The following is a 15,198-nucleotide window of genomic DNA, read 5'->3' as shown; positions in this document are numbered from 1 at the left end:
CATTCTCCCTGCTGCCCCTCACCTGCGCGCGCTCGCACGACGCCCGAGTCGCTCCGGATGCCTCCGCCCGCGGTGACGAAGCTTCGGGAGGTGGCTCGACCGTGCTGACTTCAACCCCCGGCCCCGCAGCTGTGGGCGTCGGGACGCTTGGCAGGAGGGCGGACCGGTGGCCGGCGAGCGGAGGGGATCAGACAGGGCCCAGCTATCTGGTACATCACCTCGGTGTCGTCGACCAGGGCTGGAAACCGTGGGCGAACATGGCCGGCACTCAGCCAGGCGACCATGTCGGGCCGGACAGCGGTGCTGTCGCCGCGGGCTCGGGCCTGAACTTCAGGAAGCTGGGCCTGGTACCTCCAGATCCCCATACTTCTGGGCGGCCGCCTCGACCACTTTCCCGCTGACCTGGACCAGGTCAGGCCGGCGGCCACTGCCTCGGCGAAGTGGTGGGTGTCGGCACTGAGGTCGGCCGGGCGAGAATCGGTTCAAGCGCCTGATCTACGTCTAGGCCTGCCCGCCGCTGGCGAGCACGCTGTCCAGTACGCCGTCGGTGGTGACGCCCTCCAGTTCGGCCTCGGGGCGCAGCGGCATCCGGTGCCGGTGCGTGGCCGGGGCCAGCGCCTGCCTCCCCGGCCCGCCCGCCCGGCTGGCCGGCCCGCCTGCCCGGCTGGCCGGCCCGCCTGCCCGGCCTGGCCTGCTCGGCCTGGCCTGCCCTGGCCTGCTCGGCCTGGCCTGCCCGGCCTGCCTGTCTGGCCTGCCGTGCCTACCCGGGCCGCGTTGGCGACGGGGTCGGCCAGGCGCACCCGCAGGCCGGATGCATCCGCCAAGGACGTCGCGCGACCAGGCCGTCCGGAAGCTCGACCTCCAGCGTGGCACCCACTGCGGCGGGCTGACTCAGGCCGTCCAGCTCGGCCAGCACCTGCAGCGCGGCCAGGCCCGCGGCCAGGCTCGCGCTGGCCGTTTCCTCGTGTTCTGCGAACGGGTGCTCCGGCAACTGGGAAAGCACCCGTGGCCAGTCGGGGTCGCGGTCCCGCCGGTGCAGGTCGAGGCAGCGCAGGCAGGGAGTGCGACCGGGCCGGACCAGCGGGCCGACCACCACTCCGTCCTCACCGACGACGACGGCCAAGTGCGGGATGTCGGCGCTCATCAGGTAGTCGGCGCGGGCTGCGTCGGCGATGCCGTGGCTGACCAGCACCACCAGATCCGCTTCGACGAGTTCGGGGTCGAAGGTGCCGTCGGGCCGGTGCGCTGGGGCCGGCCGCCGCGCGGTGGAGGGCCGACGCTTCGGTTCCGGGGGTGGCGGGGGCCGGCGGTGGGGGGATTCACGGCGTGGGGATTCTGGGTGTGGGGATTCTCGGTATGGGGATTCTTGGCTTGGGGGCGGATCGCTTTGGGGCTCGGCGGTGCTCTGCCCCGGTGGTTCGACGGGTTGGGGTGCCGTGTGCAGCCGCCTCGGTTCGTGGGGTTGAGGGGCAGGGTGCGGCCAGGTTGGTTCCTCGGAGTAGACGACTGCGGCTGACGAGGACGGCTGGGGTCGTGAACGGGCTGGTCCGGCCCGGTAGGAGCGGGCGTCTGCAGCGCCGGTTGAGCGGGACTGCAGGCCGAGTGGGCTGTGGAGATGGGGAGAGACGCCGGCCTGGCCTCTCAGGTGGAGAGGCGTGTCAGCCGGGTTGGCCCAGGGGAGGGGGGTGTCGACCGGGCTGCTCAGGTACGGAGGTGGCCCGGTGGGGTTGGTCGGGTGGGCGGGCCGTTCGGTCGGATGGCCCGGCTGAGGATGCGTGCCGGCCGGGTTGGGTGGGCGTGGAATTGGCCCGGCGGTATTGCTCGGGTTGTTCGGGCGGGGAGGCACACCGTCGGCACCGCTCAGGCCAGGAAGTGGGCTGGCTGAGCTCGTCGGGGGGTGGGGTGGGCCGGCCGGGCGGCGTTCGTGGGTGGGGCTGGGTGGGTTGGGCGAGGGGCCTGCTGGCTCGGCCGGGTGTGGGGGCGCGGGCTTGGCCGGGTGTGGGGGCGCGGGCTTGGCGGCCCAGGGCGCTGCGGTTGCTCTTGCCCCCATCGGGCTGCCCGGTGGTGAGGTGTGGGCGCGGAGTTGGGGGTGGCCACCGGCCCGGCGGACGATGTCCTGGGCGACGGACTGGCGGGTGCGCCCGAGGTCGGGCCGGCCTGCGCCTGCGGGGGCCAGGTCGGCGGCGGTGACGCGGCCGGCGTCGCGGACCAGGACGGTGCCCACGCCGGCGGCGGCCAGGGTGGCGCAGAGGGTGCTGCCGAGTCGACCGGCGCCGTGGACGAGCACGACGCGGGCTGCGCGGGCGGCCAGAACGGGCCAGCCGTCTGCCGAGCGGGGGTGGACCACGGACCAGACGGCTGCGTCGGGGGCCAGGCGGGCGGCGGCCTGGCCGAGCCGGCCCGGCTCAGGGGTGGCGGGGCCGGATACGGCCAGGACTCCTGCTTCGGCCAGCACCCCGACCAGGGCCCGGCCGCGGCCGGGATCGCCGTACGCGGTCAGGCCTCCGGGGACGGCGGCGTCGATGCCGTGGCGCAGGGCCTCCAGCAGGGGGATGTCCTGCAGGGTGAGGCCGGTGATCACGGTGCCGCGGCGCCGGGACAGCCCGATCTGCAGCGTGCCCGGATCGCGCCAGACCCGCCGGAGCCCGGGCTTGAGACGTAGACGCACGAGACGTTCCCCCTTCGACCCGGCAAGCGTGTCAGGAGGGGCGATCGCGTGCGTCCGACCGTCCACAGGACGGGCGGAGGCTGTGGATAACTCTGTTGGTGGTGGCGATGGTGGGCGGCCAGGACCTGATCGCCGTCCCGGCCCGCGCCACCGGTGCACCTTCGGCAGCCCGCGGTCGTGCTGATCGTGCTGGATCGTGCCTGCGGGCCTGCCGAGTGCGTCGCGCCGACCGGTTCAGCGGCCGGGCGACTGCCTGAAGGTGCTGGTCAGGCCTTGCCGAGGATGCGGTTCAGGTTCGTCCCGCAGACGGGGCAGGTGCCCTTGGCCATCCGGCGGCCGTTGGTCTCCACGACCTTGCCCTCGGCCTGACGCTTCTCCTTGCACTTCACGCAGTAGAACTCGCCGCTGTAGGTGTCCGACATCTTCGCTCCTGGTTACGGCTTGTGTGTGTGGATCTGGCTGCATCGACCGCTCGTGAAGAGGCGGTGCCCTGACTGGGCGTGACGCCTTCGGCGGCGACTCACCGGCCCGGTCGGGTCGTCACATTAGCTCAGCACGCGGGTTGTGCCTGCTTAGACGGCTAATCGGCGCGCCGGGAGGACCGTCGACCGGGGTAATATGTCGGTTTTATAACGACGTGTCCGGTACTGGCAGTAAGAACTGCCACATGCTCGAGGCGCATGAAAAGGGGCTCCGGGCCGATCACCGTGCGCCTTCCCCAGCGCGCGAAGATCGTTACCCGGAGCCCTGGCGCATCACGCTAGAAGGTGCTTGGCCCGACGTCAATCGGTTCTGGCATACAGGGCTGCGCCGGTCGTGCCCCCTCCTGTGGACAAAGCTGTGGAAAAACGACCCGGCGCTCAGATCCGCACCTGCCCACCGCCCGGACATCGCGCGCAAGGGCAAGTCGTAGCTGCGGTTGTGCAATCACTTGGCTGCGGAAGGCAGCTTCCTGGGGCATTCGCCGGGTACGGTGCCCAGGTGGCCATTAGCACGCCGGAACCGGCAGACGACTCGCGGGTCGAGGTACGCCGGAGCGGCCGGCGCCGCAGCACGGTTACGGCCTACCGCGAGGCCGGCCGCACGGTGGTGCTCATCCCCGCCCGTTTCACCCCCAGCCAGGAGCGGGAATGGGTGCAACGGATGCTCGAGCGGCTGGAGGCCCAGGAACGTCGACGGCGCCCGGGTGACGAGGAACTGATGACCCGGGCGGAGACGCTGAACGAGCGCCACCTCCGCGGCCTGGCCACTCCGGCGAGCGTGACCTGGGTGCAGAACCAGAACACCCGCTGGGGGTCGTGCACCCCGGCCGACCGTTCGATCCGGCTGAGCACCCGCCTGCTCGGCATGCCGTCGTGGGTGCTCGACTACGTGCTGCTGCACGAGCTGGCCCACCTGATCGAGCCGGGGCACGGGCCGGACTTCTGGTCGCTGCTGGACACCTATCCCCGCACCGAGCGGGCCCGGGGCTTCCTCGAGGGCTTCTCCGCCGCGCGCGACCTGCCTGCCGACGAGGACCAGCCCGGCTTCTCGCCGGACGGGGACAACCCGGCCGACCACGCGGCTCACGCAGACCAGGACGACGAGGCGGACGAGACGGTCCGGCCGGCCCGCGAGACCGACGTGGACGACGAGGACCTGGACGACACCGTCGGCTTCCTGCCGGTGCCGGCAGCCACCGGCAAGCCTTCGGGCAAACCGGTGGCGGGACTGCCGGCCACCAAGCCCGGCAGTCCGCGCAAGGCCCCGCAGATCACGTCCTGAAGGCCACCGTCCGGTCGGCCGGGCCTCAGCGCTGCGCGGCCAGCACCTGCACGGCGCGCCGGACGAGCTCCGGCACTCCGGAGGCCAGGTTGTCGGGCAGTGCGTCGGCGGGCCACCACTGCACCTGGGGCGACTCGCTGCTCGGGGTGGGCGCCAGGACGTCGGCGAGCATCAGGTACTGCAGGTCGAGGTGCCAGTCGACGATGCCGGGCGCGCACGGCGCGGGGTGCCGCGAGAGCAGGACCGGCGCCCCCAGGACCCGGCCGGACAGGCCGGTCTCCTCCCGCACCTCGCGGGCCGCGGCCTGGTCACCACTGGTGTCGTCCGGCTCGAAGTGACCGCCGGGCTGCACCCACTTCTGCATCCGGTGGTGGAACACCAGGCAGGTCTGCGTGCCGTCCGGACTCAGCACCGCGGCCGAGGCCGTCAGGTGCGCCGGGGTCTGCTCACGGCGCAGCAGCCCGTCACCGGTGCTGGCCAGCAGCGCCAGCCAGGCGGTCTGCTCGAAGCGCTCGTCCGGGCCGTCCGGGCGGGCGTTGCGCAGGGCGGCGCCGACATCTTCCAGAAGCCGGCCGCCGCCCTGGGGCAGGTTGCTCACTTGTCGCCGTCGCCCTTTTCCTCGTCCAACCCGCCGTCGAGCATCCGGGCCAGCTCCGCGTCCATGTCGTCGCCCTGCGACTCGACCTGCGCGAAGCCCACCGGGTCGGCGAACGCGGCCTCGTCGGGAGCGATGTCGGGGTGCGCCCACAGCGCGTCGCGGCCCGCCGCCCCGCGGGCGGCGGTCAGCGCCGACCACACCGCAGCGGCCTCCCGCAGCCGGCGGGGACGCAGCTCCAGGCCGACCAGCGAGGCGAACGTGTGCTCGGCCGGCCCGCCCGCGGCGCGACGCCGGCGGATGGTCTCCTGCAGGGCGGAGGCGTGCGGCAGCGAGTGCCGGGCGGCCTCGTCGACCACCGTGTCCACCCAGCCCTCGACCAGGGCCAGGGCGGTCTCCAGCCGGTCGAGCGCGGCCTGCTGCTGCGGGGTGCGCTCGGGCTCGAAGATGTCCGAGGCCAGGGCCTGCTGCATGGCCTCCGGGTCGCTCGGGTCGATGTCCCGGATCGCCGACTCGATCCGGTCGGTGTCGATCACGATGCCGCGGGCGTACTCCTCCACCGCGGCGAGCAGGTGCGAGCGCAGCCACGGCACCCCGGCCACCAGCCGGGCGTGGGCGGCCTCGCGCAGGGCCAGGTAGAGGCGGACCTCGTCCTCCTCCAGCCCCAGGCCGTTGCCGAACTCGCTCAGGTTGACCGGGATCAGGGCCACCTTGCCGGCCGGCAGCAGGGGCAGGCCGACGTCGCCGCCGCCGATCACCTCGCGCGAGAGCCCGCCGATCGCGTGACCAAGCTGCGCCCCGAAGAACGTGCCACCCATCTTGCGCATCATCGGCAGGGCGCCTCCCAGCAGGGCCCGCATCTCCGGGGGAGCCTGCTCGGTCAGTGCCTTGGCCATCGCCTCGCCGACGCTCAGCGCCACCGGCTCGACCACGACCTTCCAGACCCCGAGCGTGTTCTCGATCCACTCGGCCCGGCTCCAGGCCTCGGTGCGCCCGGTCGCGGCGGGCAGGTCGCAGACCCGGTCCAGCCACAGGTCGGCGGTGCGCAGGGCCTCGGCGACCTTACGGTGCTGGGCGTCGCCGACGCTCGGGTCGCCGCCCTCGGCCGCGGCCTGGCGGGCCACGGTGGTGGCCAGCTCCCAGTTCACCGGGCCGTCGCCGCCGGACATCATCATCTGCTGCACCGAGTTGAGCATGGCCTGCAGCGACTGCGGGTCCTGCGGCATACCGGGCAGGTTCAGCATCCCCGGCGGAAGGTTGCCGAGCAGGTCCGGTGGCAGGTTCGGGCCCGCCCCACCGCCCATGAAGGCGGCGAACAGCCCGGCCAGCGGGTCCTGCGGGTCCTCGTCCGGCTTCGGCCGTCCGGCCCCGCCGGTGGGCAGGTCGGAGCCGAACCCGATGCGCGGCCCGGTGCCCCCGGCGCCCCCGGAGGGCGGGGTGCCCGGTTCGTCGCGGGGCTGGCCGGACTGCTGGTTCTCGTCGTCGCGGGGGCCTTCGGACTCAGCGTCCCGGCCGTCCCGGTTTCCCTCGCTCATGTTCGGTCTCCCTCGCTGACGATCGCCCGGCCGCCGTCGTTCGTTGCTCGTGCTGGTCTGCCCGGTGCGGTCAGGTGCTGCCCGCCGTCCCGGCCCGGCGCCCCACGTCTCTTCCCAGGGTCGCACCGATCGGCCGACGGTACCGGCGGGCGCACCGGCACCGGCCGGTGTTGTCCGCAGATCCTGCCCGGTCGGCGACGGTGGTGCCCGACCGGGGTGCATCCGGTTGTTCAGAGCGTCCAACGCGCGGGAGCCCGTCGGTGAGCCGTGATCCGCCAAGGGCGAAAAACACGTTCTGGCTGCCTCAAGGGGCACGGGCGTTGTTGCGGGGAGCGACCCGGGGTGCCAGGAATCGACTGGTGATGATGGGATTCTGCCGTGACCCCGAAACGCCGCCCCCGCTTCGTGCTCGGATCTGCCGGGCAGACCGGGCCCGGTGTGATCGCGGTCACCGGTGCGGCCGGTCCCGCCGGGCGTGCTCTGGTGCGCTCGTTGCTGCGCCGGATGAGTGATTCGCCGCAGACCGCCCCGGTGCGGGTGATCGCGGTGGACACCGCCGAGCGGATCGAGCGGCTCACCGCCCCGCCGGCGCCCCGTCCCACCGAACCGGTCCGGATCGCGGATGACGGCGAGACCGAAGCCGATGTGCGGGATCAGGCCAAGGATGAAGCCAAGGATCCGGCCAAGGGGCAGGCCAAGGATCTGGCCGAGGGTGAGGCCAGGGATCAGGCCAGGGACGTGGAACCGGCCGGGATCGAGCCCGGCCTGGAGTACGCCGCCCAGACCCACACGCCAGACCGGGGAACGCCGTCTCTCGCTCCCGCCGAGCCGGAGAAGGAACCGGCCGATGCAGGCCAAGGCTCTGCGTCGTCCGTAATCGACGAACCGAACGCAACCACCGACAGCTCCCGCCCCCGCCGCCGCTCCTACCTCCCCGCCGGTCTGGCCTCCACGCTGACCGCGACGCGCAAGGAGCCGAAAGAGGAGCCCCAGGAAGAGCCTGCCAAGCCTGCCAAGCCTGCCAAGAAGGACGAGCGCCCGTCCTTTCCCGAGCTCGGAATCGTGCCCGGTACCGACACCGGCGTGGATTGGCGGCCGGCGGACATCTCCTCACCGGATGTCGTTGCTGCCCTGGACTCGGCCGACGTGGTCGTTCACCTCTCCACCGCCGACGACCTGGCTCAGACCGTCACTGGAAACTCGTCCGACCGGCGGCTGCGCGCGGTGCGAGCGGCGCAGGCAGTCAGCATGGCCGCCGCCGCGGTCGGTGCCCGCCGCTTCGTCGCCGTTACCAGTGCCATGGTGCTCGGCGCCCGCCCCGACAACCCCGTACCCCTAGAAGACGACGCCACCTGCCGCGCTGATCCGGACGATGGGCTGGTCGGCGACCTCCTGGAGGTGGAACGCGTACTGGAGCGCATCCCGCGGGTGCACCCCGGTCTGGAGTTCACCCTGATTCGCCCGGCGGCCCTGGTCGGGCCGGGCGTGGACACGGCGGTCACCCGGCACTTCGAGGCCCCCCGGCTGCTGGTGCTCCGCGGCACCGGCACCCGCTGGCAGTTCTGCCACGTCGACGATCTGGCCGAGGCGATCTGGACGGTGCTGGCCAACGGGATCAGCGGCGCGCTCACCGCCGGCGCCGACGGGTCGATGGACGAGACGCAGGTCGAGCAGATCAGCGGGATGCGTCGTCTCGAGGTCCCTGCCGGGCTGGCGTTCAGTACGGCCGAACGACTGCACCGGGTGGGGGTGCTCAACACCCCCGCGAGCGAACTCGCCTACGTCGTGCATCCCTGGGTCATCGGTTCGACCGGGCTGCTCGCCGCGGGCTGGCGGCCGGAGCACGACAACGAGGCCTGCCTGAAGGGGCTGCTCGACGACCAACGCCGTCGCCGGGCCACGCCGGGTTGGCGGGTGGACCGCCGGGAAGCGGCCGCGATGGGTGCGGCCGGTGCGGCGGTGGCGCTGCTGGGTACTGCCGCGATCGTGCGGCAGGCCAGGTCGCGGCAGTCCAAACGTCGTCGTTCTACGCTGGAGGGGTGACCGACCGTCCCGTGACCGAACCGTTGAGCCAGCCGGACGAGCAGGTCGGGGAGAGATCGAGCCTGTTCGACCCACGCACCGCGGTGATGCTGATCGCCTGCCTGTTCGCCGTGATCCTCTCGTCGCTCGTGGTGCTACTGCCGGTGAAGTACGCGATCCTGCGGCCCGGCCCGGTCCTGAACACCCTCGGCGAGGTCGACGGTCAGCCGCTGATCTCGATCTCCGGGCACCAGACCTACGAGACTTCCGGCACGCTCGACCTGACCACCGTCTCGGTGCTCGGCGGTCCCGACCGCAAGGTCACGCTGCTGCAGGTCTTCGACGCCTGGCTGCGCGACAGCAGCGCGGTGGTCCCGGAGGAGCAGGTCTTCACCCCGGGGGAGACCCAGGAGCAGTCCGAGGCGGAGAACGCCGCTGAGATGACGTCCTCCCAGGAAAGCGCCACCGCGGCCGCGCTGTGGGCGCTCGGCATCAAGGTGCCCACCACGCTGACGGTGGCCGGTACCGACCCCGCGGCCCCGGCGGCCAAGACGCTCCAGGAGGACGACGTGATCCTCGGGGTGGACGGGAAGGCGATCGGCGATCTGGCGCAGTTACGCACCACACTGGCCGATTCCGAGCCCGGCGCCGAGGTACGGGTCCGGATCCGGCGCGACGGTCAGGTGCGCACCGTGTCCACCGAGACCACCCAGAACGCCGAGGGCGACACCGTGCTGGGGATCTACATCGTCCCCGACTTCGACTTCCCGTTCGACGTGAAGATCCAGATCGAGGACATCGGCGGACCGAGCGCCGGGATGATGTTCGCCCTGGGCATCGTCGACACGCTTACCCCCGGCGATCTGACCGGGGGTAAAGACATCGCTGGTACAGGCACGATCGACGCAGACGGCACGGTCGGCCCGATCGGAGGGATCCGGCAGAAGCTGGTGGGGGCGCGGGACGCGGGGGCCGAGTACTTCCTGGCCCCCGCGGACAACTGCAACGAGGTGGTCGACCACATCCCCGACGGCCTGGACGTGATCAAGGTCGAGACGCTCGACCAGGCCCGCACCGACGTCGAGGCCATCGCCAAGGGCGACACCGGCGGGCTGGCCCGGTGCGATTCCTGAGAAGACCGAACTGAGGACGTAGGTGCGCGCCGACGGCGCTCGGCGCACCTCGGTCTAGTCGAGAGTTGCGGCAACCCCTTCGACCAGACCGGGCGCCAGGTCGGGGCCGACGGCCACGCTGTCGTCCGAGTCGTGGTCACGGGCCCGCACCGCGCAGCAGTACTGGCCGCTGCGCAGCACCGCGGCCCCGAGCCGGACGTCGCGGCGCTGCGGGTGCTGCTCGATCCACTCGGCCGCGGCGTCCTCGTCGTCCGGGATCTGGCTCTCGGCCTCGGGCGGCAGAACGGTGCGCTCCACCACCACCGCGGCCCCGTCCACCGAGTCCGGCCAGGCGATCTGGTGCAGCAGTTCCTCCAGGTTGGAGGCCTGCGGCAGACCCTCCTGCTCGACCGCGGTGAGGTGGTCGGGGTCCTGCTGGGCGTTCTCGATCACCTCGGTGGGCAGCCGGTTGGCCAGGGACGGGTCCCGCTCGATCGCCGCCGCGGTGCGGACCAGCGCGAACACCCGCACCGGTGCGTCCCAGCCGGCGGTGGCGACGTGGCGCTCGAGCTCCACGATCACGCGGCGGACGGACAACGACCGGGAGTCGGCGAGTTCTTCAGTCACGGCCCGCATCCTCGCACCCTGACGATCATCGGGCCTCACCAGTGGCGCCGAACTGATTCACAGTCCGGTATCAGCTGCGTCAGGTAGGGAACCGGGCGCAACGTGGGTAAGTTCTCCTTGCGTGACGTACGAGCGCGATCCCCGCGGCCCCCGGCCGGTCCTCAACAAGCGCCGGCGCGGAGCACTGGCCCCCACGCTGATCACCCTCGGGGTGCTCATCGTGCTGGGCCTGATCGCGTCCCAGATGTGGACAGAGGTGCTCTGGTACCAGTCGGTGGGCTTCACCCAGGTCTACCGCACCGAGCTGATCACCAAGGTCGTCCTGTTCGTCCTGGGAGCCGTCGTGATGGGCGCCGCGGTCGCGGCGTCGCTGATGATCGGTTACCGCAGCCGCCCGATCTACGCGCCGGTCTCGACCGAGCAGGTCGGGCTGGACCGCTACCGCGAGAGCATCGAGCCGCTGCGCCGGCTGGTCGGCGTGGCCGTGCCGATCGTCCTGGCCCTGTTCGCCGGGTCGGCGGCCAGCCAGCAGTGGCAGACCGCGCAGCTCTGGCTGAACCGCACGTCGTTCGGCCAGAAGGACCCGCAGTTCAACCTGGACATCGGGTTCTTCGTCTTCACCCTGCCCTGGCTGCAGTTCCTGGTCAGCTTCCTGACCGCGGCGGTGTTCCTGTCCGCGATCGCGGCGGTGGTCACGCACTACCTCTACGGCGGGCTGCGGGTGCAGGGCGCCGGGCAGCGCCTCACCCAGGCCGCCCGGGTGCACCTGTTCGTGCTGGCGGCCTCGTTCCTGCTGCTGCGCGGCCTCGACTACTGGCTCGGCCGGTACGCGCTCTCCACCAAGGACTCGCAGCTCATCACCGGTCTGACCTACACCGACGCGAACGCCGGGCTGACCTCGCGCGGCATCCTGGCCGGCATCGCGGTGATCATCGCGCTGCTGTTCGTCGCCGCCGCGTTCGTCGAGCGGATCCGGCTGATCCCGCTGTACGGCACCGCCCTGCTGGTGATCTCGGCGATCGTGATCGGCGGCATCTACCCGGCCGCGGTGCAGCGCTTCCAGGTCCAGCCGAGCGCCCGCGAGCTGGAGCGGGACTACATCCAGAAGAACATCAGTGCCACCCGGGCGGCCTACGGCCTGGAGGACATCGAGGTCCAGAACTACAACGCCCAGTCCGAGGCGGACGAGGCCGACCTGCGCTCCACCGCCGAGACCATCCCGGGCATCCGGCTGCTCGACCCGGCCCTGGTCAGCCCGACCTTCGCCCAGCTGCAGCAGATCCGGCAGTACTACTCCTTCGCCGACAACCTCGACGTGGACAAGTACGAGATCGACGGCGAGATGCGCGACGCGGTGGTCGCGGTCCGCGAACTGAACCTCGACGCCGCGCCGCAGGCCCAGCGCGGCTGGGTCAACGACCACATCGTCTACACCCACGGCTACGGCATGGTCGCGGCGTACGGCAACGAACGCACCTCCGACGGCCGGCCGGTGTTCCTGCAGTCCGGCATCCCCTCGACCGGTGAGCTGGAGGAGTACGAGCCGCGGATCTACTTCGGCGAGAACTCCCCGAACTACTCGATCGTGGGCGCGCCCGACGGGGCCGCCCCGCAGGAGCTCGACTTCCCGGACGACGGCAGCCCGAACGGCCAGGCCAACTACACCTACACGGGTGACGGCGGGGTGGAGGTCGGCTCGACCTTCCGCCAGCTGCTGTACTCGATCAAGTTCCAGGACCAGAACATCCTGCTGTCCAACCAGGTGAACGACGAGTCGCGGATCCTCTACGACCGCTCGCCGCGCGAGCGGGTGCAGAAGATCGCGCCCTTCCTCACGCTCGACGGTGACCCGTACCCGGCGGTCGTGGACGGCCGGGTCAAGTGGATCGTCGACGCGTACACCACCACCTCGCAGTACCCCTACTCCCGCACCCAGGTGCTGGAGGACGCGACGTCCGACTCGATCACCGAGACCACCACCGCGGTGGCCGCGCTGGACAGCACCCGGGTCAACTACATCCGTAACTCGGTGAAGGCCACCGTCGACGCGTACGACGGCTCGGTCAACCTGTACAGCTGGGACGAGAAGGACCCGATCCTCAAGGCCTGGACCAAGGTCTTCCCCAACACGGTCCAGCCGATGAGCGCGATCAGCGCCGACCTGATGTCGCACATCCGGTACCCGGAAGACCTGTTCAAGGTCCAGCGGGAGCTGCTGCAGCGCTACCACGTGGCCGACGCGAACGCGTTCTACTCGCAGCAGGACTTCTGGACGGTCCCGGCCGACCCGACCCGCGACGCGCGCAACTCGCTGCAGCCGCCGTTCTACCTGACCCTGCAGATGCCGGGCGCCGAGACCACCAACTTCTCGCTCACCTCCACGTTCATTCCGGCCGGAGGTAACCGGGGCGTGCTCACCGGCTTCCTGGCGGTGGATGCCGACGCCGGCAGTGAGAAGGGCCAGCGGCGGGACGACTACGGTCAGATGCGGCTGCTCCAGCTGCCGCGAGACACCGTGATCTCCGGCCCGGGCCAGGTGCAGAACGCCTTCACCTCCGACCCGGACGTCTCCTACCTGCTGAACCAGCTGCAACGCGGTAACGAGACCCAGGTGCTGCGAGGCAACCTGCTCACCCTGCCCCTGGCCGGCGGTCTGCTCTACGTGCAGCCGGTCTACGTACAGGGCTCCGGCAACACCGCCTATCCGTTGCTGCAGCGCGTGCTGGTCTCGTTCGGTGACGAGATCGGGTTCGCCGACACCCTCGAGGGCGCCCTCGACCAGGTGTTCGGTGAGGCCCGGCCGGACACCGGCGACACCGGGGGCGGCGACGACCCGGGCGAGGGCGAGGAGCCCGGCAGCGGCGACTCGGCCGTGGCCAGCGCCCAGCGGGAACTGCAGGACGCCCTGGACGACGCCTCCAAGGCCTTCCAGGACGGTCGCACGGCCCTGCAGAACAACGACTTCGCCGCCTACGGCGAGGCGCAGACGGCGCTTGAGGACGCTCTGCAGCGGGCCACCGAGGCCGAGACCGCACTGGAAGCCGCCCAGCAGGCGGCCGGGGAGGAGCCCAGCGCCACCCCGTCCGCCAGTGCCAGCCCGTCGGCCTCCCGCAGCGCCACCCCGAGTGCGTCGTCGAGCGCATCACCGAGCACGACGGACTGACCGGACGGTGACCTGAAAGCCTCGCGGCGGTGTCGATTTGCTGTCCGACCCGGACAGCGCCTACAGTTAAGACATCGCCGCGGGGTGGAGCAGTTCGGTAGCTCGCTGGGCTCATAACCCAGAGGTCGCAGGTTCAAATCCTGTCCCCGCTACAAGAAATCAAGGCCCGGTCTTCTTAGTGAGAAGACCGGGCCTTGGTATTTTGGCCGAAAAGGGAGAGTGCCGGTGGCGAAGGCGAGTGCAGATGGTGAATGTGAAGAGCGCTCGGCGAATGTGAACTGTGGCCCGGCGAGTGGGGCCGCCGCCACCGCGAACATCGTGGTTTTCCGCGAGATCCGACGCCAGATCCGCACCTTCGCTTAATTTCCCCTCAAATCCCTTCCTGCGGGCAACTTCTTGCCGGGCCCCAGCAACTGGACAGACGCAACCTGTCCCGATCGTGGCCTCGCTGCCGCGTGCCCTGACACCGGAAGAAGACGTCCTCCATGAAAGCTCGACTCATCGCAGCCGCCTCCGCCGTCGCCGTGGCGGCCGGCGTGACCGGCGGCATCGTGCTGTCCAGCCCGGCCTCGGCGGTCAACACCACGATCTGCGGCCAGTACGAGAGCAAGAAGGTCCAGGGCGGTGAGTACATCGTCCAGAACAACGTCTGGGGCACCTCGGCCCCCCAGTGCATCGACGCTTCCGAGGACGGCTTCACCATCACCCAGCAGGACGGGGTGAACACCGGTGGCGCCCCGACCGCCTACCCCTCGTTCGTCTGGGGTTGCCACTACAACAACTGCACCAACGACTTCGCGCCGATCAAGGCCTCCTCCAGCGAGTTCGACACGATCGGCTCCAAGGCCACGATGAAGTACAACACCGGCGGGGTCTGGAACGCCTCCTACGACATCTGGTTCGACCCGACCGCGCGCCGGGACGGCCAGAACACCGGCGCCGAGCTGATGGTCTGGCTGAACAAGGCCGGCGGGGCGCAGCCGGTCGGGTCCAAGGTCGGCACGGTCACCACGGCCGGCGGCACCTGGGACGTCTGGTTCGGCAACAGCGGCTGGAACGTGATCTCGTACGTCCGCACCTCGGCGGCCACCTCGATCGACTTCAAGGTGAGCGACTTCTACGACGACGCCGTGCAGCGTGGGTACGCCCAGTCGTCCTGGTACATGACCAGCATCCAGGCCGGCTTCGAGCCCTGGAGCGGTGGCAAGGGCCTCGCCCTGTCGGGCTTCTCCGTCACCAAGGGCGCCGGGGGCGGCAACACCACCCCGACCCCGCCGGCCACCGACGAGCCGGTGATCCCGCCGACCACCTCGCCGTCCACGCCGGTCACCACCCCGCCCACCACGCCGCCGACCACCGAGCCCAGCAACCCGGGCAACGGGTCCACGAAGTGCACCGCCGACTACAAGGTCACGCAGTCCTGGAACGGTGGCTTCCTGGGCGAGGTCACGGTGAAGAACACCGCGGGCAGCGCCACGAAGAACTGGAAGGTGGACTGGTCCTGGCCGTCCGGCCAGAAGCTGGTCTCCAGCTGGAACGCCTCGGCCGCCCAGACCGGCACCAAGGTCAGCGCGGGCAGCCTGAGCTACAACGGCTCGGTGGCCGGCAACGGCAGCACCTCGTTCGGCATGCAGGTCGAGGGTGCGCCGGCCGCGCCCAAGCTCACCTGCAGCGCGGCCTGACGTTGAGCTGACCGGGTAGCTGCTCCGCCC

General features: G+C 71.2%; 9 protein-coding genes, 1 tRNA gene and 1 pseudogene. 6 read left to right on the top strand and 5 right to left on the bottom strand.

Annotated features, from left to right (window positions below; all coding sequences use genetic code 11):
- Nucleotides 1-760 precede the first annotated feature (760 nt).
- Together QSK18_RS36230 and QSK18_RS00155 are read right to left on the bottom strand one after the other, a co-directional pair.
- On the bottom strand, nucleotides 761-2,287 hold the full coding sequence (locus QSK18_RS36230; RefSeq protein ID WP_502894168.1) for a ThiF family adenylyltransferase: 1,527 nt from the start codon (nucleotides 2,285-2,287) through the stop codon (nucleotides 761-763).
- Nucleotides 2,288-2,934: 647 nt separating this feature from the next.
- On the bottom strand, nucleotides 2,935-3,090 hold the full coding sequence (locus QSK18_RS00155; protein ID WP_214154278.1) for a DUF5679 domain-containing protein: 156 nt from the start codon (nucleotides 3,088-3,090) through the stop codon (nucleotides 2,935-2,937).
- Nucleotides 3,091-3,649: 559 nt separating this feature from the next.
- Between QSK18_RS00155 and QSK18_RS00150 the strand changes: the two are divergent.
- A pseudogene (locus tag QSK18_RS00150) lies at nucleotides 3,650-4,207 on the top strand (M48 metallopeptidase family protein); the annotation flags it as partial.
- 250 nt (nucleotides 4,208-4,457) lie between these two features.
- Here QSK18_RS00150 and QSK18_RS00145 read toward each other — a convergent pair.
- Together QSK18_RS00145 and QSK18_RS00140 are read right to left on the bottom strand one after the other, a co-directional pair.
- A complete protein-coding gene (locus tag QSK18_RS00145; protein ID WP_232811435.1) occupies nucleotides 4,458-5,030 on the bottom strand; it encodes an NUDIX hydrolase in 573 nt (190 codons plus the stop codon).
- The gene (locus QSK18_RS00140) at nucleotides 5,027-6,562 is read right to left on the bottom strand and encodes a zinc-dependent metalloprotease (RefSeq protein ID WP_232811436.1); all 1,536 of its coding nucleotides are present in this window, start codon (nucleotides 6,560-6,562) and stop codon (nucleotides 5,027-5,029) included. The genes QSK18_RS00145 and QSK18_RS00140 overlap by 4 nt, the downstream gene beginning before the upstream one ends.
- Nucleotides 6,563-6,940: 378 nt before the next feature.
- Here QSK18_RS00140 and QSK18_RS00135 point away from each other — a divergent pair, with 378 nt between their 5' ends.
- Nucleotides 6,941-8,605, top strand: a complete 1,665-nt coding sequence (locus QSK18_RS00135; RefSeq protein WP_285616232.1) for an NAD-dependent epimerase/dehydratase family protein — start codon at nucleotides 6,941-6,943, stop codon at nucleotides 8,603-8,605.
- Nucleotides 8,602-9,717, top strand: a complete 1,116-nt coding sequence (locus QSK18_RS00130; protein ID WP_232811438.1) for a YlbL family protein — start codon at nucleotides 8,602-8,604, stop codon at nucleotides 9,715-9,717. Before QSK18_RS00135 ends, QSK18_RS00130 begins: the two co-directional genes overlap by 4 nt.
- Before the next feature lie 54 nt (nucleotides 9,718-9,771).
- Here QSK18_RS00130 and QSK18_RS00125 read toward each other — a convergent pair whose 3' ends face one another.
- Nucleotides 9,772-10,332: a PPA1309 family protein gene (locus tag QSK18_RS00125; protein ID WP_269810166.1), complete on the bottom strand. Its 561-nt coding sequence runs from the start codon at nucleotides 10,330-10,332 to the stop codon at nucleotides 9,772-9,774.
- A gap of 112 nt (nucleotides 10,333-10,444) precedes the next feature.
- On the opposite strand from QSK18_RS00125, the gene QSK18_RS00120 reads away from it, so the two are divergent.
- The 3 genes from QSK18_RS00120 to QSK18_RS00110 all read left to right on the top strand — a co-directional run bounded on the left by QSK18_RS00120 (nucleotide 10,445) and on the right by QSK18_RS00110 (nucleotide 15,168).
- Nucleotides 10,445-13,486: a UPF0182 family membrane protein gene (locus QSK18_RS00120; RefSeq protein ID WP_232811440.1), complete on the top strand. Its 3,042-nt coding sequence runs from the start codon at nucleotides 10,445-10,447 to the stop codon at nucleotides 13,484-13,486.
- 78 nt (nucleotides 13,487-13,564) lie between these two features.
- Nucleotides 13,565-13,638: transfer RNA gene (locus QSK18_RS00115), tRNA-Met, on the top strand.
- Between the two features lie 333 nt (nucleotides 13,639-13,971).
- Nucleotides 13,972-15,168 (top strand): GH12 family glycosyl hydrolase domain-containing protein, encoded by a 1,197-nt coding sequence (locus QSK18_RS00110; RefSeq protein WP_232811441.1) that lies wholly within the window; start codon nucleotides 13,972-13,974, stop codon nucleotides 15,166-15,168.
- The last annotated feature ends 30 nt before the right edge of the window (nucleotides 15,169-15,198 follow it).

The organism is Kineosporia sp. NBRC 101677, from assembly GCF_030269265.1.
In the GTDB taxonomy this organism is placed as follows: Bacteria; Actinomycetota; Actinomycetes; order Actinomycetales; family Kineosporiaceae; genus Kineosporia; species Kineosporia rhizophila.
This window is presented reverse-complemented; position numbering and strand designations above follow the sequence as displayed.

What these genes read in the sequence shown, in the direction of transcription:
- QSK18_RS00155 (WP_214154278.1), bottom strand. Translation starts at nt 3,090, where the DNA reads ATGTCGGACACCTACAGCGGCGAGTTCTACTGCGTGAAGTGCAAGGAG.
- QSK18_RS00140 (WP_232811436.1), bottom strand. Translation starts at nt 6,562, where the DNA reads ATGAGCGAGGGAAACCGGGACGGCCGGGACGCTGAGTCCGAAGGCCCC.
- QSK18_RS00125 (WP_269810166.1), bottom strand. Translation starts at nt 10,332, where the DNA reads ATGCGGGCCGTGACTGAAGAACTCGCCGACTCCCGGTCGTTGTCCGTC.
- QSK18_RS00110 (WP_232811441.1), top strand. Translation starts at nt 13,972, where the DNA reads ATGAAAGCTCGACTCATCGCAGCCGCCTCCGCCGTCGCCGTGGCGGCC.